The sequence below is a fragment of the Deltaproteobacteria bacterium genome, assembly GCA_015233135.1.
GTDB lineage: Bacteria > UBA10199 > UBA10199 > JADFYH01 > JADFYH01 > JADFYH01.
Genome location: JADFYH010000004.1, coordinates 1 through 18,482, shown reverse-complemented (window position 1 = coordinate 18,482; position 18,482 = coordinate 1). Strand labels below are relative to the sequence as shown.

Genomic DNA, 18,482 nt, shown 5'->3' with positions numbered 1-18,482 from the left:
GAGGGGGTTAGGGGGCGTTATGGCGAAATGGATGCAATTGACCATAACCCCTCCTGACCTCCCCTTAGCTTAAGGGGAGGAAAAAACTCTTAAACATTCCTCATTTTTTTCAAATACGTGACTTGAGGTTTCACATTAATCTCTTCTAAGACACTATAGCCTCGTGGATTCTTTCTAATTTTTGAGATCTCTGAATGGGGATCGTTTGTATTTCCAAAAACGATGGCGTTCGAAGGACAAGTTTGTTGGCAGGCGGTTTTTATTTCACCGTCTCGAACTTGTCTATTTTCTGCTTTTGCCTTGTCTTTAGAATCACGAATACGTTGCATACAAAAGCTACACTTCTCCATCACTCCACGACTACGCGTCGTAATGTCGGGGTTCAAAACCAGATTCACCAATTCCTCATATTTGGGTTGCTTGCCAAAACTTAAAAAATCCCCGGAGTAATCGTTGTCTTTCCACTCGTATTTTTCGAGAAATTTTTTTGCATAATCATAGAAGTTGAAACGACGTACTTTATAAGGGCAGTTGTTGGCGCAATAACGAGTTCCCACGCAACGGTTGTACACCATGCTATTCAAACCTTCGTCGCTATGTACCGTCGCCAGAACAGGACAAACGGTTTCACAAGGGGCATTTTCGCAATGCTGGCAAAGCATGGGCTGGTGCGAAACGTCGGGGTTCTCGATCTCGCCCGAATAATAACGATCGATTCGAATCCATTGCATTTCACGCCCACGAATCACTTGATCTTTCCCGACGGTAGGGATGTTATTTTCAGACTGGCAGCCTATGACACAGGCATTGCAACCCGTGCAGGCACTCATGTCGATGGCCATCCCCCAACGATAAGTTTTGTATTCATGAGAATCCCACATCGAAGGGAGAGGCCCTTCCTGTTCTTCTTCAGAACGACCCTGATTTTTTCGATATTCCTCGTAATTCAACTCTTTGATCACCTCATTTTTTCGTGCCAGAGGAAGCTCATTGCCAGGCTCATTCGTCAAAGAACTCTCCCCCACTTCTAGATTATGATGGCCTTGGGTTTGAGCGAGTGGACTATGCGCACCCGTTTTTGTAATTTCGACAGGAAAACCAGTCCACACAAGAGAGTTTGCTTCCACTTTTTGGAAAGGGGCCACATTCACACCGATGTTCGAACCAACTCGACCCGCTTTTTTACGCCCATAACCCATCGCCAAGGTCAGCATCTCGGTAGATAATTTTGGCTGAACAATCACCGGCACCTCAAAATCAAAACCCTGCCCTTTCACCCTCACCACATCCCCATCTTTCAAGGATAATTCTGAAGATTTTTTAACCGAGACCGACAAGGCGTTTTCCCAGGTGAGTTTGGACAGAGGATCGGGCAATTCTTGCAACCAGGCATTGTTGGAAGAACGACCATCGAGCACGGCGTAAGAAGGATAGAAAGCAAGGCTCAGTCCCGCAGAAGAAATTTGGGCGGGGATTTTTTCAAGTAAGGCAGACACTGTAAAAGGACGACTAGGCAAATCGTCTCCGCTGTTTTCATCTAACACCACACCGCTTTTTAGGCTCTCCTCCCAAAAGACTTCAAAACTTCTTCCCTGCACATGCGAGGCATAAATTTCATTTTTCCAATTTTCTTTTAAAAATTCATACCAACTTTTGGCAGGCAATTTAGCCCAGGTTAAAAGTGAATCCTGAAAACTGCGCGTTTGATACAAAGGCGACACCACCGGCTGAGCAATACTGATAACACCTTTGCGCGGCTCGGCATCCGACCAAGCCTCCAAATAATGGGCAGCAGGGCTAACAAAATGCGCCAGCTCTGCCGTTTCATCCACACGATCAGCCAAACTCACCACTAAAGGAATTTTTTTAAGGGCATCCTTAAAACCTAAAGAAGGCGGTAAAACATAAACAGGGTTGACTCCAGCCACAATCAAGGCACCCACTTTGGAATCTTTCATGTCTTGAATTAAGGCCAGTAAATCGACCAGAGAACTTTTGGACTGATTGGAAGTTTGCCTGTAATCTACGGTTTTCCCATCACTTTCCAAAATGGAATTCAACAGGGCCGCCACCAATTCGAGAGCCACTGCATTTTTGGCTTTTAGGGCAGAACCTAAAACCAGCACCTCACCTTCTGCTTCCAGCAGATCCTTCGCCAATTTTTGGAGGGCCTCCAGTCTCAAACCTGTTTTTTTGGAAACTTCACTTAAAGAGTAAGGCGCCAAGGCCACAGCCAAACCCAACTCGGAGGCATAACGAGAAACTTTCTTTTGCACTAAAATTTCATTCAAAAGACCCAAGGCCACCCACAACTCGTCTCCTGACGAAACGGCCAAATAGGCGTCTGCATTACTTCCCGTGAGAGAAAGTACAGATTCGACTACTGCCAATTTTGCCATGGATCCGTTTTCCACTCGACGAGCTTTTGCAAAATCTTTGGCGAATTGAACGGGAGAGATCCAGGTTCCTAAAAAATCCGCACCAAAACTTAAAATCAGTTTTGCCTTCTCCATCTTATAAGTAGGGGCCAAGGCCGGACCATAAGCCAACTTTTGGGCTTGGGAGACTTCTTCCGGCACAATCGCATCAAAAGACACCTGTTGAGTTTGAGGGTAAACTTTAGAAAATTCAGAAATTAATTTTAAGGTAGAAGGGCTATTCACCACTCCTGTGAGGAGATAAATCTTTTGTCCCTTTTGGGAAGCCTCCGACAAAGCAGCCTGAATTTTTTGGTCCAAATCGGCCCATTTTATTTCCTGGGCTTTGCCCTCCGTTAAGGCGACAGGAAATTTGAGACGATCCGGATCATAAAGATTTAAAATGGAAGCCTGGCCTCTGGCGCACATTCCGCCCTGGTTCAAGGGATTCAACTCATTCCCTTCTAATTTAATGGGACGGCCCTCCCGAGTCTTCACCACAATTCCACAAGAAGCCGCGCATTCTCCACAAGTGGAGGAATACCAATTGGCTACTCCAGGAACCACCTCTTCGGGACGATTCACATAAGGAATTATTTTTTCTACAGGTCGACGATAACAGGCTGCAGAGGCAAACAACAAACCCGCCCCCATCACCTTAAGAAAAGAGCGCCTATCCATGTCGGTCAAATTCTGTTTTTCCGGAGCTTCCAAAAATTCTTTTCCTACAGCTTGCTTATAAGCCTCGGTTTGAAGCCGCTGACCGATACTCGTCCAATATTTCGCTTGGTTTTGACTCATATAAGGATACCCAAAAAAATCATAAAGTACAAAAAACTGACAACTAGTAACTGCTTTATTAGTGATGACAGGTATTACAGTTCACAGGCCCACCGTTCTGCCTATGGCAATCGACACAGAAGCCCATGTTCAAAGGTTTGGCCTGTTCTATCCTCGACATTTGTTTCACATCGCCGTGACAAGCCGCACAGTCGAAGCCTTTGGCAATATGCGGTCTGTGATTAAAAAAGACGAAATCGGGTTGATCATGAACTTTAATCCATTCGATCGGCTTATCTTCCCTATAGTGTTGAATTAAATCTTGAATATAAGGACTGTAATCTTTGCTGCTAGGATCAGGGTTTGATCGAACCATGAGGTGGCAATTCATACACACGTTCATGCTAGGGACTGTGGCATGACGACCTTTGTCGACATTGACATGGCAGTAGAGACAGGGAATTTTATTGTCGCCTGCATGAATTTTGTGGCTGAAGGGAATAGGTTGAACAGGTGCATAGCCCACGCTGTTTCCCAGGTTCCACCAAAAATTCAAAAAGATCCCCAGTAACATCAGGACAATAAGAGTCAAAGCGGTTGGAGAAAATTTGCTTTTCAAGGCTACTCACACTCCTTGCAGCTTGTCTTTCGATGATAAGGTGCCCCAGCAATTCGTATTGACACTTCAACACACAACAAGCGCAGAAAAAAATTTAAAAATTGAGCCCAAAAGTACAAAGGATACGCCCTTATCTTGGGCTAAAAAATCTGTCTAGCAAAAAAATGAAAATGATATTCATTTTTCAGAGGATTGTTTTTCGACAATGGGGATAAAATATTTCATCAAGTAATTCACTCCTGATCCCAAAGATACAACCAGTGCCAGACTGAGCACCACCCAGCCTACGACCCGGCTATCGGCCCACAAAAAACGGTGGGGGAGCATAAAACAAGTGAGAGAACAATTCAGCAAGGCAGTCTTCTTTTTCCCCCAATAATCAGCGGCCATCACAAAACCATCTTCCAGGGCAACCGAACGCAAGGCGGTAATCGTAATTTCACGAAACAAAAAAAGAATCACCAACCAAGCGGGGAGTTCTTGAAGAGGAATCAACATGATCATCACGGCCATATGCATCAATTTATCGGCCAAGGGATCAATCAGCTTTCCAAAAACACCACTGATATTCATTCGCCGGGCATAATAGCCATCAAAGAGATCCGAAATTCCTGCCAATACGAAAAAAAATGAGGCAATAACACCAAGCATCGGACTGAATTTTTCGGAGTGCAGAGGATACTGAAAGCCCAAGAAAATCATCACCAAGGGAATAAAGGCAATGCGAGCAAAACTAAAATAGTTTGGGACATTTAAATACACATTCTTGGTGGGCAATGAAAATTTCATATCCTATTTTTTTTAGAGAGATTCACATCGATTGTCCATGAAATTAAGTGATAAAAAAATTCAGTAGCTGCCTGTTTAATTTTTAGAGGGCAGCTTTCTCTATTTTCTTGACATTTACTTCGTATCCGTACAATCCGTCTCCATACTATATGGTTTCGAATATAAAGCTCACTGCCGATAATTTAACTGATTGCCCCTACTACCTGGTTTCGCGAGTCTCGCTTCTGGTGACGTCAGCACTGAAGAAGGCCCTTCAAGAGGGTGGGGTGGAAGAGGTGCGGCCTGCGTATTTGGGAGTTTTGATGAGTCTTTGGCATCAAGACGGTGTGAAGGGGGTTGCGCTGGCACAGCGTGCTGGGCTTGAGCCATCGACGATGACGGAACTTTTGGACCGCATGGAGGGAGATCAATTGGTGTTGCGCACCAAGGCCCCTGGAGATCGGCGGGCACAGTTGATCCAGTTGACGGACAAGGGGCACAAGCTTCAAAAGCCTGTTCTCAAAGTGCTGGACCGAGCTCTGCCCCAGGTTTTTCAGGGAATTTCGAAGGCTGAGATGGCCCTGACTAAAGATGTGCTTCGTCGCATTCTCAAAAACGCCCAACAAGGAAAATGATCATGACGGAAAAGATCGGATTTGCTTGCGCCTATACACCCCTTGCCTTGATTGATGCTGCGGGCTTTTCTCCCTATCGCATTCTTCCTCTTGGAGAATTCCTGGATCGAGCGGGTCACGTCCTGCATGATAACCTCTGCCCTCACGTAAAGAAAATTCTCGATCGTGCCTTGGAAAATGATCTCCCTCCGCTCGCGGGGCTTGTCTTCATGAACAGTTGCGAGGCGATGCGTCGTCTCAGTGATGCCTGGGCCCATGTTCGACCGAATGATCGCCTCGTGCTTTTGGACCTTCCTCTGACGGCAAGCAACCCATCGCTTTCTTTTTTTAAGGGTGAACTGTTACGGCTTGCGGATCTGTTGTCGGATTGGCGAGGGCGGAAGATTACAACCGATGATATTGAAAATAGCCTCGCTCGTCTTGCCACACTCTCCGATCTTTTTTTGAAACTTCGTGATCGTCAGAAACGCTCTGCCCTTGAAGGCGGGAGCGCCAAGCTACAAAGGCTTTACAATCAGTCCATGATGGAACCACTTGATGAGACTCTTCGTATTTTGAAAGAGGAACTCTCTCAAGCGGAGCTGAAAGAACGTAGTTCTAATCCGATTCCACTTTTTATCTTTGGAAATATTCTTCCGGATCCAGAGGTTTTCTCAATCATCGAATCTTGCGGGGCAACTATTATTGATGAAGATCTCTGCACAGGATCAAGGATGTTTGCTCCTCTGGAAATGAATTCCTCCGGAGACATTTTTGAACGCCTGGCCCGCGCTATCCTGACACGAGCCCCTTGCGCCCGAACCTTTGATTCAGCCTCGCCCCTTGCGATGGCGGATAATCTTGTCACCCGCGCCCGGGCCTCGAAGGTGCGGGGGATTATCGGACATGTGGTCAAATTTTGTGATCCCTATCTGTCTCGATTTTCCACCATTCGTGAGGTCCTGAAAAATGCAGGAATCCCCTTTCTTATTCTTGAAGGGGATTGCACCCTGCGATCGGTAGGACAGCAACGAACACGGATCGAGGCTTTTATTGAGATGTTGAGGTGATATTTTATGATGCAACAATTTCTTGAATCTACAGTCTCAAGGCTCCAGTCCGAGCTAGAAGGTTCGCCTCGTCCTCAAGGCAGGAAGCGATTTGCCCTCGAAGTGGCTCGTTTGGGCGCACGACTTTTTTCGAAGGACGAAAAAGTTGCCTGGTGCGGACTGACGGTCCCTTTTGATCTTCTAAGCACGATGGGAGTCACTTCATGTTTTATCGAATTTGTCGGTTCTATCCTGGCCTCTTCTCAAATGGCGTCGCCCTTTTTGGATGAAGCGGAGCACATGGGCTGTGCCTTGGATACGTGCGCCTATCACCGCGCCGTGCTTGGTGCGGCTCACAAGGGCATGATTCCCACACCAGACTTTTTGATCGCCTCCAGTGCCCCTTGTAGTGGAGGGGTGGCCGCTATGGAGACATTGGCGCGAGGATTCAAGAGAGATCTCTTTGTCCTTCATGTCCCTCAGTCCAACGACGAGCCGGCTGTTCGTTATCTGGCGGATCAATTGCGGGAAATGGAAAAATTTATCAGCGATCATACGGGCAAGAGTTTGGATCGGGATCGATTGCGCAAGGCGATTGTTCGTACCAACGAGGCACGAGGTCTCTTAAACGAGGTCTTCGCCCTGGCTCAACAGGTGCCTTCACCGGTGAGAAATCGCGATCTGGGAAACTTTGGTGTCACGATGTCACTTCTCTTTGGAAGCCAGGCCGCCATTGAGATTGCGCAGGCCTATCGGGATGAATTCGCAGAACGAATCCGGAATAAGAATGCTTCTCTGCCAGAAAATCGCATCCGTCTCCTTTGGATTCAAAATCGAATCCAGTTCAAAACGCCCCTCATTCCGTGGTTGGAAGAAAAATTTCAGACCTCGATTGTTATTGATGAACTCAATTCCATCACCTGGGAAGCCATTGATCCCGAGGATCCCTATCTAGGACTGGCCCGTCGTGCGATCTCGAATCCCTTCAATGGCCCCATCGAATATCGCATCCAGAATCTCAAAAAACTGGCAAAAAAATATCAGATCCATGGGGCCATCAATCCTTGTCACTGGGGTTGTCGACAAGGCACGGGAGCTCGAGGACTCATCGAATCAGGGCTCAAGGAGATCGGTGTTCCGGTATTGAACCTCGAGATCGATTGTATTGATTCGAGAAATTTTGCCGAGGGTCAGGTGCGGACACGACTCGAAGCATTTTTGGAGATGATTCAATGTACTATCTAGGTCTCGATATCGGAAGTCTATCGTGTGATGCCGTTCTTGTGGATCATGAGGAACGGATCTTGGCGTCTTCTGTTGTTCCTACAGGCGCAAAAAATCGTGAGGCGATCGCTCGTGCGACGGATGAGGTGTTGCGTGCCTCGGGTATTTCTCGATCCGATGTAAAGGCTATTGTTTCGACCGGTTATGGCCGTGAGCGCGTGGAGGATCGATTGGCCACGGTGACCGAAATTAGCTGCCATGCCCGAGGCATCCTCGCGCGTGTTCCGAAAACTCAAATCTTGATCGATATTGGCGGACAAGACAGCAAGGCTATTCGAATTGATAAGTCAGGGCGTGTGGCTGATTTTGCCATGAACGACAAATGCGCAGCGGGGACGGGTCGATTTTTAGAAGCCATGGCTCGTGCCCTTCAGATTGATCTCGAGGAGATGAGTCAGTTTCACGGAGAAATTAAAGACGCCTGCACCTTGAGCAGTATGTGTACCGTCTTTGCCGAGAGTGAGGTGGTGTCTCTGATCGCCGACGGGATTGAGATGAGAAAAATTGTCAATGGCCTGAACGCTGCCATCGCGGCCAGAACCGTCACCTTGGTCAAACGCATTGCCCCCAATATCGAAGGCCTTTCCATCAGCATGTCTGGTGGTGTCGCTCGAAATGCCGGTGTCGTCCGGGCCTTGAGTGAAGCCTTGAAACGTGACATTTCCATCCCTGAAAATCCCGATACCATCGGGGCTCTGGGAGCAGCTCTCATTGCACGGGAACGGGCAATTTGAATTTTAGCTGGCTCTATTTTTAGGATTGCGTTCCTAAGGGTTCTCTATAGAGTGAATAAAATTTCTTGAACACCCAAACAAAATAAGGTTAGGGAACTGGACCATTCTTGGGTATGGCTATCGCTGTAGCTGAGAGTATTTTTTTCCGCAGATTTGCGTAAATGGAGGGGTGGCCGAGTGGCTTAAGGCAACGGTTTGCTAAACCGTCGTAGGGTGAAAATCTTACCGAGGGTTCGAATCCCTCCTCCTCCGTTGCTGAAAACAGTCTTGTTGCACCCATAGCTCAGTTGGATAGAGCGACGGTCTACGAAACCGTAGGTCGCATGTTCGAATCATGCTGGGTGCATCATATAAATCAAACACTTAGAGTTTTCGCTCTGAGTGTTTTTTTATTTTATGGGTACGGTATATGCAATTCCTCCCACTACAATCTCTGGAATTCTCAAAGTTGGCTGCGCATCCGCTACTGGTACGCCTTGGCCGTCTTTACCGCAGGTGCCGATGCCGAAGCCTAGATCGGAACCTACTTTATCAATCTGCATTAAAATCTCTGGTCCATTTCCGGTGAGCGTAGCGCCGCGTACGGCCTCACCCATTTTACCTTTCTCCAACAAATAGCCTTCGGTCACTTCAAACATGAAGTCGCCATTTACCGTGTTTACCTGGCCGCCGCCCATGCGTTTGACATACAAACCTTTTTCAACCGAGTGAATAATTTCTTGGGGATCCTCTTTGCCCGAGGCGATCATTGTGTTGGTCATGCGAACAATAGGTCGACATTTGTACGATTCACGTCGGCCATTTCCAGTAGAAGCCACGCCTGCTTTTTCGGCGTACAGACGAGAGTGCATATAAGTTTTTAAAATCCCTTGATCGATGAGGATGGTTTTTTGAGCCGGGCTACCTTCGTCGTCAAATACGAAGGAACCTCTTTTGTAGGGGAGAGTCTTATCATCCACTACAGTAATTAGTGAAGAAGCCACTCGTTCACCAATTTTGTTTTGGTATACCGAAAGCCCTTCCATCGCCAAATCGGCTTCCAATCCATGCCCTACAGCTTCATGCACCATTGTGCCACCTGCCTCTGCAGCAAGCACTACGGGCATGCTTCCCGCAGGAGCTGGCCGTGCATGCAACATTTGATAAGCCTGTGCTGCAGCGGTGGTGGCTACTTCTTCGGGACAATGTTCATCAAAAAGTTCAAAGCCCAAAGTGCCTCCCACGCCTTCGTAGCCGGTTTGGAGGATTCCGTCTTTTTGAGCCACCACCTGGGTTAAGAAGACAGTATAAATTTGTTCGTCTTCACAAAGCTCCCCCAAAGAATTGGCAATGAGAATTTTTTTTTCAAGGTCCCGATAAGTGATTGTGGCTTGTTGAATATATTCATTGTGTTTCCAGGCAACGTCACTGGCTTTTAACACGGGGATGATTTTTTCTTTAAGTTCAAAATGGGATGGATTTTTGGAGGGTGAATTTTTCCAGGAAGGCTTTACGGAATGCAGGACGAAATCCCTGTCAAAATATTTGGCCTCCACGGCCTCCGAAACTCTCGCAGCAAGGCTCAGCAGACCTTGCTCACTCCAATCGTTGGTGTAACCATACGCCGTTTGCCCCTTGAACAAAACGCGAATGCCTACTCCTACATCAATACCGGAGACAATTTTTTCAATTTGCTTTTGTTCGCAGACAATTTGATTACTGAGGCTTTGTTCAAAATAAATTTCAGCAAAATCACCTCCTTTGGAGAGGGATTTTTTCAAGATTGCGGATAAATTGTAGTCTTGTATCATGCTTGAGACCCCCGAGTTTTCCCTACCCCGCTAAACGCAAACCCTCAGCCCTGTCTATGTCAATTTTTTTATAGGTGTACTACGCACATCATACACCGTAAGCAATAAAACACAAAAGAACCCACAAAAAACTTGCGAGCGTCGTCTCCAAATGATTGAAAAGAACTCGGGGCTCTCAAGTCCTTTTACTTTAACTACTTAAAAACCGAGACTGAATAAGGAAAAACATGATTAAGCCCCAAAAACACATCCTCCCCAATGGAATGACTCTACTGCTCATCGAATCGCACCAAAACCCTGTCGTCTCTTTTAACGCCTGCTTTAGAGTAGGCAGCGTGGTGGAAAGCGAAAAAGAGGCCGGGATCTGCCATTATATCGAACACATGATTTTTAAGGGCACGCCCAAACGCCCAGCCGGCCAAATCGCCGGGGCCATTGAGGCAGCGGGTGGAGAGATCAACGCCTACACCAGCTTTGATGAAACGGTTTATTATTGCACTCTCTCTTCTCGTTATTTTGATGAGGGGCTGGATATTTTAAGCGACGCCATTTTGAATCCCCTGTTTGATGCCGTAGAGATGGAACGCGAAAAACCGGTGATTATCGAAGAAATGAATCGCTCTTACGATAGCCCGGGCAAAGTGCTCTCGGAAAGCCTGTTCAAGACTGTTTACCAAGTGCATGGCTACGGAAGGCCCATCATTGGCAGCAAAGAAAGCGTGATGGCCTTTACCCAAGAGGATCTGCAAAGTTTTTACCACCGTTGGTATGTGCCGCAAAATCTGGTCTTTGTGGTGTCGGGAAATTTCGATTCGAAAACTGCCTTGGAAAAAATAAAAAAGATTTTTGCAAATTACTCCGACCAGGCCGCCCTCTTTAGAATAGAAGATGCCGAACCAGAGCAGACCCACCCACGCTTGACGATTAACCGTAAAAATTTTGAAGGACACTATGTGCAATTGGCCTTCCCCATTCCCAGCCTGTCGCACGGCGATTTGCCGGCGCTGGATCTGCTTTCCCATCTTCTGGGAGAAGGCCTGAGTTCGCGTCTGGAGCAGCACATCAAAGAAAAAAAAGGTCTGGTCGATTCGATTTATTCCTACGCCTATACCCCCAAAAGCCAGGGCCTGTTTGTGGTGGGATTTACCACCCAGGAAAAGAAAGTCATCAAGGCCATCAAGGAAATTATAAAGGAGCTTTTTACCCTGGAACACAATCCCATTTCTCATGCCGAGCTGGCCCGCGCGCGCCTTAACATTAAGAGCGATGCCTTTTACGAACGTGAAACAGTGGAAGGTATTGCCCGGAAATATGGATATTTTGAAACCACTTTGGGCGATTATTTATTCGATAAAAAGTATTACCAAAAAATCGATGAAGTCGATCCTGACGAATTGCATGAAGTGGCGGAAAAATATTTTGTGAAAGAAAAAATAAATTTCAGCGTGTTAGTGCCCGAAAAAAGCAAGTTGCGTGAAGGCGATTTCAATATCGATGCCCTCTGGAGCGAGGTTTCGTCCAAGGCAAAAAAAGTGATGAAATCTGCCCCGGAAATCAAGACCTATACCCTCAAAAACGGGATACGCCTGCTCTTCAAGCAAAATCAAAATCTCCCCCTGGTTTCGCTGCGCCTCAGCAACCTGGGCGGTTTGCGTTATGAGAACCCGAAAAATAATGGGGCCCATCATCTCTTTGCTCAGGTGTTCACCAAAGGGACTCAAAAACAGAGCGCAGAAGAAATTGCCTTTACGATAGAAAACCTGGGAGCCAATATCGACGCCTTTTCCGGAAGAAATGCCGATGGCTTGCAGGGGGATTTTCTGAGTGAAAAACTGGATGATTCTCTTGATTTATTTTTTGAACTGCTGCTCGAACCCAAATTTGACACGAAAGAAATTGAAAAAGAAAGAGCCCTCATTCTGCAAGCGATCAAGCGGGAAGAAGATCAGCTGGCCTCTCTCGCCTATAAACGATTTTTGAAAGATCTTTATCCCCAGCATCCTTACGGTTTACCGGCGATTGGCACTGAAAAAACCGTCAAGAGTCTGAAACGAAAGGATCTGCTGGAGATCCATCAAACGATGCTGAATCCCAAAGCCATGGTGCTTTCGATGGTGGGAGATTTTGATCCGGAAACTTATAGGGATTTTTTTGAAAAAAAATTATCTCCTCTCAAGAGTCGAATGATTTATGCTTCACCCTTTAATATGCCCCAGGCCCCTGCTCAAAAAATTGAAAGCCGGATCCCCAAAGATAAAATGCAGACCCATATTGTTTTAGGATTTCTGGGAACTAGCATTTACAACAAAGACCGCTACGCCATGGAAGTGCTCAACCATATTTTGGCGGGCCAGGGCGGACGATTGTTCATGGAGCTGCGCGACAAACAATCCCTGGCTTATAGCGTCACCAGCTTTTCTCAGGAAGGTTTGGAGCCCGGCTTTTTCGCCGTCTATATTGCCACGGAACCTCAAAAGGCAGAACAAGCCATTGCCGGAATTAAAAGTGAACTGAAAAAAATCCAAAGCGAAAAAGTAAGCCCCGCCGAATTGGAACGCGCCAAAAAACATTTGATTGGTACTTTTGAGATCGACCTGCAACGCAACTCCCATCTCAATTCGCAGCTGGCCTTCAACGAACTTTACGGACTGGGCTACAAAGAAATCGCTCTATTTCCCGATAAAGTTTTGAAGGTGACTGAAAACGATATTTTGAAAGTGGCACAAAAATATTTTGATTTGGACCGCTATGTGCTGGCGGTGTTGGGGGGGAAGGAGTGAGCACAGAAGTTTGATTTGTCCCCTCACCCTAACCCTCTCCCTCAAGGGGAGAGGGGACTTCCACGGAGTCGATTATTGAAAATATCGCGTAACGTGAATTACAAATACTGCCTCAACCTCTCTATCCTCTGTTCCAAAGGAGGATGCGTCGCCAGCAAAGAGAGAAAAGAAGTGGTCTTCCCGGAAATCTTGAAGTTCGCTATCGCAGGGCTTTCATTGGATTCACGAATCTCCACATAGCGTTGTAATGCCTGCAGGGCGGAAATCATATTCTGACGACCCGCTAACGTAGCCCCACCTTTATCCGCACGGTATTCTCTCCACCTTGAAAAAGCGGCCAGTACCAAAAAACCAAAAAGGCTGAGAGTCATTTCCAAAACAAAGGTCACCAGAAACCGCACCCAGTAACGCGACTCTTCTTTTACATTTTGACTGACCGCAAAGGCGATCACACGAGCCAGAAACATCACAAAGGCATTGAGGATTCCCTGCAGCAAGGTCATGGTCACCATATCGCCATTGGCGATGTGTGTAATTTCGTGACCTAAAACCCCGTCAACTTCCGAATCCTCCATACGACGAAGCAGCCCGGTAGAAACCGCTACCAAAGCGCGTGAGCGCGTGGGACCCGTCGCAAAGGCATTGAGTTCTTCACTTTGATAGACTCCCACTTGCGGCATGGTGGAAAACCCCGCTGCCTGTGCCAGACGATGGACACGCTGCACAAGACTTGCCCATTCTCCAGTCGCCTGGCTTGGATCAATCACCTGCACCCCCATGATCCATTTGGCCATCACTCGGGAAAGCGCGAGAGAAATCAAGGCGCCACCCATCCCCCAAACCAGGCAAAAAATGGCGAGTGACTGATAATCGATCCCATAATGTTTTGAGAGATAGGGATGTACACCCAAGACAGACAGCAGCGTAGAGAGAGTCAATACCACCAAAATATTAACCACTGCGAAAAGAAAGATGCGTTTTATCCAGGCCATAGAAAACTCCTTTTTTTAAAGTAACTCCCTCGCCTTCACGTTTTTTGAAACCCAATCTAAAATACCTGTCAGCGGTGTGCCCGGTGTAAAAATTTCAGCCACTCCCTGCTTTTTCAACTCCAGCACATCTTCCTCGGGAATAATTCCACCCCCAAAAATACACATGTCGGTGATCCCCTTATCCTTCAGCTGCTGGACGACTTCCGGAAAAATATAATTGTGCGCGCCGGAAAGAATGGAAATGCTGATGGCATCCACATCTTCCTGAATGGCCGTGCTGACAATCATTTCAGGAGTCTGATGCAGACCCGTATAAACTACTTCGTAACCCGCATCGCGCAAGGCCCGGGCCACTACTTTAGCCCCCCGATCGTGGCCATCCAGGCCAGGTTTACCGACTAGAATTCTGATTTTGCGTTCCATATTTTTTCTCCATTTCCCCCTCTTAAGCTAAGAGGGGGGTGGGGGAGTTATGGTCCAATTGAGTGCAAGTGCACCATAACCCCTCCTCACCTCCCCTTAGCTTAAGGGGAGGAAGTAAACTTAAATCACACAGGGATCCCGATACTCTCCCCAAACTTCCCGTAACACGCCCATGATTTCTCCCACACTGGCATAGGCCTTTACGGCCTCTAAAATGTAAGGAATCAAATTTTCCGAAGTCTCCGTCTTGGCTTTTATGGTTTGTAATGTGGCTTGAACTTGCTGGTTATCCCGTTCGGCCTTCACTTTTTTAAGGGCGGCGATCTGTTCTTTTTCCACCTGATCATTGATTTTCAAGATGGGCAAAGTGGTTCCGTTCTGACTGGTGAAGTCATTCACCCCTACGATAATTTTTTCATTTTTTTCGATTTGATGCTGAAACCTAAAAGAGGCCTCCGCAATTTCCCGCATGGGATAAGCCAGCTCTACCGCGCGCACCATACCTCCCAGGGTATCAATCTTGGAAATATAGTGATTGGCTTCTGCTTCCAAGTCATCGGTTAGCTTTTCGACGTAATAACTACCTGCCAAAGGATCTACCGTAGAGGTCACTCCGCTTTCGTTGGCAATAATCTGTTGGGTACGCAGCGCAATCTGCACCGCCTCATCACTAGGCAGGGCCAGAGTTTCATCCAGCGAATTGGTATGCAGCGACTGAGTTCCCCCCATCACCGCGGCCAGGGCCTGCAAGGTGACGCGCACCACATTGTTGTAAGGTTGTTGTGCGGTAAGGGATACCCCCGCAGTTTGGCAATGGAAGCGCATTTGCCAGGAGCTTTCCTTTTTTGCACCAAAACGTTTGCGCATGATCTTGGCCCACATGCGACGGGCCGCTCGCATTTTCGCGATCTCTTCAAAAAAATCGTTGTGTACATCCCAAAAAAAAGAAAGCTTGGGTGCAAAATCATCCACGTTCAAACCCCGCTCTATCGCAGCTTGTACGTAAGCGATGCCATCGGCAATCGTAAACGCCAATTCCTGTACCGCTGTAGAACCCGCTTCCCGTATGTGATAGCCGGAAATGCTGATGGGATGAAATCTGGGGACTTCATTGCAACAAAATTCAAAGGTGTCGACAATGAGACGCATGGAAGGCTGGGGAGGGAAAACATAAGAATGCTGGGCAATGTATTCCTTGAGGATGTCGTTTTGGAGGGTTCCCCCAATTTTATTTCGGGGAATCCCCTGCTGATCCGCCAAGGCCACGTACATGCAAAGCAAGACCGCAGCGGGTGGATTGATGGTCATTGAGGTCGTCACTTTATCCAAAGGAATTCTATCAAAGAGGATTTCCATGTCCTTCAAGGTATCAATGGCCACCCCGCAAACCCCCACTTCTCCTCGCGCACGGGGAGAATCGGAATCGTAACCCATCAAGGTGGGAAAATGAAAAGCCGTGGAAAGCCCGGTTTGTCCATGTTCTAAAAGATAATGAAAGCGTTGATTGGTATCCCGTGCCGAACCAAAACCCGCAAACTGGCGCATGGTCCAGAATTTTCCACGATACATGCTGGGATACACTCCGCGGGTATAAGGATATTCACCGGGAAAGCCTATTTTTTCCTGATATTCCGGATCTTCAGGATTTTGAGGAAGATAAACCGCATCAATTTTACGATTGGAAATGGAGACAAATTCTTTCTCGCGTTCCGGATGTTTTTTGACCCATTCGGAGGTTTTTTGTTTCCAGTTTTGATATTTGTTTGAGGAAGAATTTTCCATGCCCGGGGGCTGTTAGCAGGGCTGAGGGAGTGCGGTCAACAATTGTGTTAGCCACTAAGCGAAGATTCACTTTAATGTTTTAGATTTCGTAGGAACTCTAAATCCTGGGCATCCGCGGCACTTTTGCGATCGGCATAGGCGATTTCTTTGAGGCGAATGAGATCTTGAGGGGAAGCAACTCGAAGAGAATAACTTTTTACTTTAATTTTTACTGCCCTCTCTGCCACTTCCTTAGCAAGGATAGGAAAATCAAAAAGAAGGTCAATTTTAAAATCTTTTTTCGGGTAATAAAAAAACGCACTGTCGGGAACGTCCATATTCAAACGAAGGGCCGCTATTCTAGGATTATCAATAGTCCTAATAATTTCTCTCTTCTCGTTAAACTTGGATACCAATTCAAAACCATGTTTATAAAAAATATTTACTATTTCTTTTGAAATTAAATCCTGTTGACCTAAGCGCGAAACTAAAAAATCAAAGTCTTTCGTCACACGCTGAGAACCTAAAATAACGAGTGCCACACCTCCTATAAGGACTGGCATTAAAGCACATGCCTCTAATTCTTGAACGAGAGGCCCTACGATATCAAAATAATCACTTTGGACAGGCATAGATTTCAGGTAATCGGTAATTCACACGAGAAACAGATTTTACTTTTTGAGAAGGTCTTAAAATTTTCATAGTCTCCCAAAAACGAAAATTGCTCTCAATACGCTCATTGGCCTTTTGGGATAAAGATTTACTTACTCCTCCTAATGAAGCAATTTCTTTTCTTCGCTTGGCCGAAAGTTTCTGAGCACGAGCTAACCCCCCTTTACGCCCCAATTCCTTTGCGAGTTTATGTATATTCATGACTCTGATTGTATGCTTAGCGCTAAGCAGAAATCAAGGAGATCTTCTTCTAGGTTGCACAGGGCTTGGCAAGGAGAGGATTTGATTCCAATTGTTTGGTTATAAAATGAGGCATTTTCCTCTCGGTCCCATGCTCTGCGTGGGAACGAGTAAATGGCTTACCTGTCAGAGAGTTAAGAAAACAAAGGGGAAACATTAGTCCTGGGGCACAACAACGGCCCGAAACCCGGCAAGACTGTAGCGAATAACAGGCATGCAGTTGTCCCGAAAGGCCGCTCGCGCGTCCCTGGCACTAAAGTGGTTCCAGGAAACACCCCGCAGCTCGCGTCTAATAGATTTATCAATTATTTCCGGATCTGGAAACCCTGCTGTTGTCTTGGCCAGCCCCTCTAAACTCTTTCGATACCAACCATTGCACCATTCCCATACTCCGTTCATCCTTACGCCTAAGGGATTTACTGGAACGGCATCCACATCCTTCGGGCCTTCTGCAAAGGGTCTATCAAAATCGGCATTGCTCCCATTAGGTGGCGTTCCATCACTCGTCCTATATTTAAAATTGCGGCATTGTTTTGTTTGAGGATCAATCCCTCCTCGTCTCACAAATTCAGCCTCTGCGGCACTGGGCAGGCGACCAGGAAGACCACTTCTTAATGCACGCCCCAGCCAATCGGCACAGCCCAAGGCCTCAAACCAAGTGACTTCAGCGGCAGGTTGATTGGGTCTAAAAAAGTTTTTCGCTCTTTCTATAGATTTCGGGAACCACTCGGACAATCTGCAAGCCGTTGGGGTTGTCTTTAAGATTTTCATCTTGAAGACCCGTCACAAACCTTCTTTGACTAAAAAAATCGTAAGCTCCTGGATTATTTCCAGCGGATTCACTTTCAATGATTTCGTTAATATTTCCCTTACTTCCTTCACCCACGTATCTTCTAGCTGCTTCCTCACTAGCAAAGCGCCCAATCACCCAGCAATAAGGGTTTTCCGCTTCGGTAGCAATCACAGCAAAAGGCTTTTCTTTCATCGCCTCTCTATAAAGTTCAAGGGCCGCATTCGTCACCACGGTCTCGGTCACTTCAAAACCAGGCAGGGTGATTTCTTGAACAGGGTCTTCATCGTCATAAGCATCTACATCCTCTCCTCCCATACGGAATCTACCACCTTTTACAGACACTAGGCTCATCAAACTAGCTACAGGGTGGGCTTTGGCAAGCATTTGAACAGTTTCAGTTTCAAGGCCAGCAATCTTTTGTTCTAATTCGTGAATCACCAAACGAGAAGCACCTTGATCGCTTTCATCTCCTCTTCTTTCTGCACTAGCCAATCGATTACGAGCATCTTCCAGACGAGCTCTCAATCCTTCAAGCTCAAACGTCCTACTTGGACGAGACCTGGCTCCTCCTCCCACCGCTCCCATCGCCAGCATCAAGGTTTGCAGCTGTGTTTGACGCAAAATCTCTGGGGTTCGGCGCGCAAATTCGATGAAGTCTTGGCAGCTGGGGGATTCTACCGTAGGGGCGGCCCTCTGTGGCCGCCCGTCACCATTTGCGGTCGGGCACGGAGGCCCAACCCTACGAAGAAGATGACTTCCAACTGCA

16 protein-coding genes and 2 tRNA genes are annotated in these 18,482 nt (G+C 46.9%); 7 read left to right on the top strand and 11 right to left on the bottom strand.

Annotated features, from left to right (window positions below; all coding sequences use genetic code 11):
• Positions 1-89: 89 nt before the first annotated feature.
• The 3 genes from HQM15_01935 to pgsA form a co-directional block, all read right to left on the bottom strand.
• Complete coding sequence (locus tag HQM15_01935; GenBank protein MBF0491523.1) at positions 90-3,218, bottom strand: TAT-variant-translocated molybdopterin oxidoreductase; 3,129 nt, start codon at positions 3,216-3,218, stop codon at positions 90-92.
• Between the two features lie 58 nt (positions 3,219-3,276).
• Positions 3,277-3,771 carry a cytochrome c3 family protein gene (locus tag HQM15_01930; GenBank protein MBF0491522.1) on the bottom strand — a complete coding sequence of 165 codons (495 nt, stop codon included), beginning with the start codon at positions 3,769-3,771 and terminating at the stop codon, positions 3,277-3,279.
• 222 nt (positions 3,772-3,993) lie between these two features.
• On the bottom strand, positions 3,994-4,605 hold the full coding sequence (gene pgsA, locus HQM15_01925) for a CDP-diacylglycerol--glycerol-3-phosphate 3-phosphatidyltransferase (GenBank protein MBF0491521.1): 612 nt from the start codon (positions 4,603-4,605) through the stop codon (positions 3,994-3,996).
• Between the two features lie 149 nt (positions 4,606-4,754).
• Here pgsA and HQM15_01920 point away from each other — a divergent pair, with 149 nt between their 5' ends.
• The 6 genes from HQM15_01920 to HQM15_01895 all read left to right on the top strand — a co-directional run bounded on the left by HQM15_01920 (position 4,755) and on the right by HQM15_01895 (position 8,611).
• On the top strand, positions 4,755-5,219 hold the full coding sequence (locus HQM15_01920; protein MBF0491520.1) for a MarR family transcriptional regulator: 465 nt from the start codon (positions 4,755-4,757) through the stop codon (positions 5,217-5,219).
• A 2-nt stretch (positions 5,220-5,221) separates the two neighbouring features.
• Positions 5,222-6,268 carry a 2-hydroxyacyl-CoA dehydratase gene (locus HQM15_01915; GenBank protein MBF0491519.1) on the top strand — a complete coding sequence of 349 codons (1,047 nt, stop codon included), beginning with the start codon at positions 5,222-5,224 and terminating at the stop codon, positions 6,266-6,268.
• Positions 6,269-6,274: 6 nt separating this feature from the next.
• Positions 6,275-7,492 (top strand): 2-hydroxyacyl-CoA dehydratase, encoded by a 1,218-nt coding sequence (locus HQM15_01910; protein ID MBF0491518.1) that lies wholly within the window; start codon positions 6,275-6,277, stop codon positions 7,490-7,492.
• On the top strand, positions 7,480-8,265 hold the full coding sequence (locus HQM15_01905) for a 2-hydroxyglutaryl-CoA dehydratase (protein ID MBF0491517.1): 786 nt from the start codon (positions 7,480-7,482) through the stop codon (positions 8,263-8,265). Before HQM15_01910 ends, HQM15_01905 begins: the two co-directional genes overlap by 13 nt.
• 163 nt (positions 8,266-8,428) lie before the next feature.
• Positions 8,429-8,517: transfer RNA gene (locus HQM15_01900), tRNA-Ser, on the top strand.
• Positions 8,518-8,537: 20 nt separating this feature from the next.
• Positions 8,538-8,611: transfer RNA gene (locus tag HQM15_01895), tRNA-Arg, on the top strand.
• Positions 8,612-8,654: 43 nt separating this feature from the next.
• Here the strand turns inward: HQM15_01895 and HQM15_01890 are convergent.
• Positions 8,655-10,055 carry a TldD/PmbA family protein gene (locus HQM15_01890; protein MBF0491516.1) on the bottom strand — a complete coding sequence of 467 codons (1,401 nt, stop codon included), beginning with the start codon at positions 10,053-10,055 and terminating at the stop codon, positions 8,655-8,657.
• A gap of 227 nt (positions 10,056-10,282) precedes the next feature.
• On the opposite strand from HQM15_01890, the gene HQM15_01885 reads away from it, so the two are divergent.
• Positions 10,283-12,835 carry an insulinase family protein gene (locus tag HQM15_01885; protein ID MBF0491515.1) on the top strand — a complete coding sequence of 851 codons (2,553 nt, stop codon included), beginning with the start codon at positions 10,283-10,285 and terminating at the stop codon, positions 12,833-12,835.
• Between the two features lie 98 nt (positions 12,836-12,933).
• Here HQM15_01885 and htpX read toward each other — a convergent pair whose 3' ends face one another.
• From htpX to HQM15_01850, 7 genes are all read right to left on the bottom strand, one after another.
• Entirely contained in the window at positions 12,934-13,827 is an 894-nt protein-coding gene (gene htpX / locus HQM15_01880) for a protease HtpX (GenBank protein ID MBF0491514.1), read from the bottom strand.
• Positions 13,828-13,842: 15 nt separating this feature from the next.
• Positions 13,843-14,250 carry a cobalamin B12-binding domain-containing protein gene (locus tag HQM15_01875; protein MBF0491513.1) on the bottom strand — a complete coding sequence of 136 codons (408 nt, stop codon included), beginning with the start codon at positions 14,248-14,250 and terminating at the stop codon, positions 13,843-13,845.
• Positions 14,251-14,370: 120 nt separating this feature from the next.
• Positions 14,371-16,032, bottom strand: coding sequence for a methylmalonyl-CoA mutase family protein (locus tag HQM15_01870; GenBank protein MBF0491512.1), 1,662 nt, complete (start codon positions 16,030-16,032; stop codon positions 14,371-14,373).
• 71 nt (positions 16,033-16,103) lie between these two features.
• A complete protein-coding gene (locus tag HQM15_01865; GenBank protein ID MBF0491511.1) occupies positions 16,104-16,553 on the bottom strand; it encodes a nucleotidyl transferase AbiEii/AbiGii toxin family protein in 450 nt (149 codons plus the stop codon).
• Positions 16,554-16,626: 73 nt separating this feature from the next.
• Entirely contained in the window at positions 16,627-16,884 is a 258-nt protein-coding gene (locus HQM15_01860; GenBank protein MBF0491510.1) for a hypothetical protein, read from the bottom strand.
• 195 nt (positions 16,885-17,079) lie between these two features.
• Entirely contained in the window at positions 17,080-17,658 is a 579-nt protein-coding gene (locus tag HQM15_01855; GenBank protein ID MBF0491509.1) for an SUMF1/EgtB/PvdO family nonheme iron enzyme, read from the bottom strand.
• Positions 17,609-18,482: SUMF1/EgtB/PvdO family nonheme iron enzyme (locus HQM15_01850; GenBank protein MBF0491508.1), on the bottom strand; the 874-nt coding region annotated here is incomplete at its 5' end. The genes HQM15_01850 and HQM15_01855, both read right to left, overlap by 50 nt.

Coding starts and splice junctions, on each gene's coding strand:
- HQM15_01935 (MBF0491523.1), bottom strand. CDS start 3,218: ATGAGTCAAAACCAAGCGAAATATTGGACGAGTATCGGTCAGCGGCTT.
- HQM15_01930 (MBF0491522.1), bottom strand. CDS start 3,771: ATGTTACTGGGGATCTTTTTGAATTTTTGGTGGAACCTGGGAAACAGC.
- pgsA (MBF0491521.1), bottom strand. CDS start 4,605: ATGAAATTTTCATTGCCCACCAAGAATGTGTATTTAAATGTCCCAAAC.
- HQM15_01920 (MBF0491520.1), top strand. CDS start 4,755: ATGGTTTCGAATATAAAGCTCACTGCCGATAATTTAACTGATTGCCCC.
- HQM15_01915 (MBF0491519.1), top strand. CDS start 5,222: ATGACGGAAAAGATCGGATTTGCTTGCGCCTATACACCCCTTGCCTTG.
- HQM15_01910 (MBF0491518.1), top strand. CDS start 6,275: ATGATGCAACAATTTCTTGAATCTACAGTCTCAAGGCTCCAGTCCGAG.
- HQM15_01905 (MBF0491517.1), top strand. CDS start 7,480: ATGTACTATCTAGGTCTCGATATCGGAAGTCTATCGTGTGATGCCGTT.
- HQM15_01890 (MBF0491516.1), bottom strand. CDS start 10,055: ATGATACAAGACTACAATTTATCCGCAATCTTGAAAAAATCCCTCTCC.
- HQM15_01885 (MBF0491515.1), top strand. CDS start 10,283: ATGATTAAGCCCCAAAAACACATCCTCCCCAATGGAATGACTCTACTG.
- htpX (MBF0491514.1), bottom strand. CDS start 13,827: ATGGCCTGGATAAAACGCATCTTTCTTTTCGCAGTGGTTAATATTTTG.
- HQM15_01875 (MBF0491513.1), bottom strand. CDS start 14,250: ATGGAACGCAAAATCAGAATTCTAGTCGGTAAACCTGGCCTGGATGGC.
- HQM15_01870 (MBF0491512.1), bottom strand. CDS start 16,032: ATGGAAAATTCTTCCTCAAACAAATATCAAAACTGGAAACAAAAAACC.
- HQM15_01860 (MBF0491510.1), bottom strand. CDS start 16,884: ATGAATATACATAAACTCGCAAAGGAATTGGGGCGTAAAGGGGGGTTA.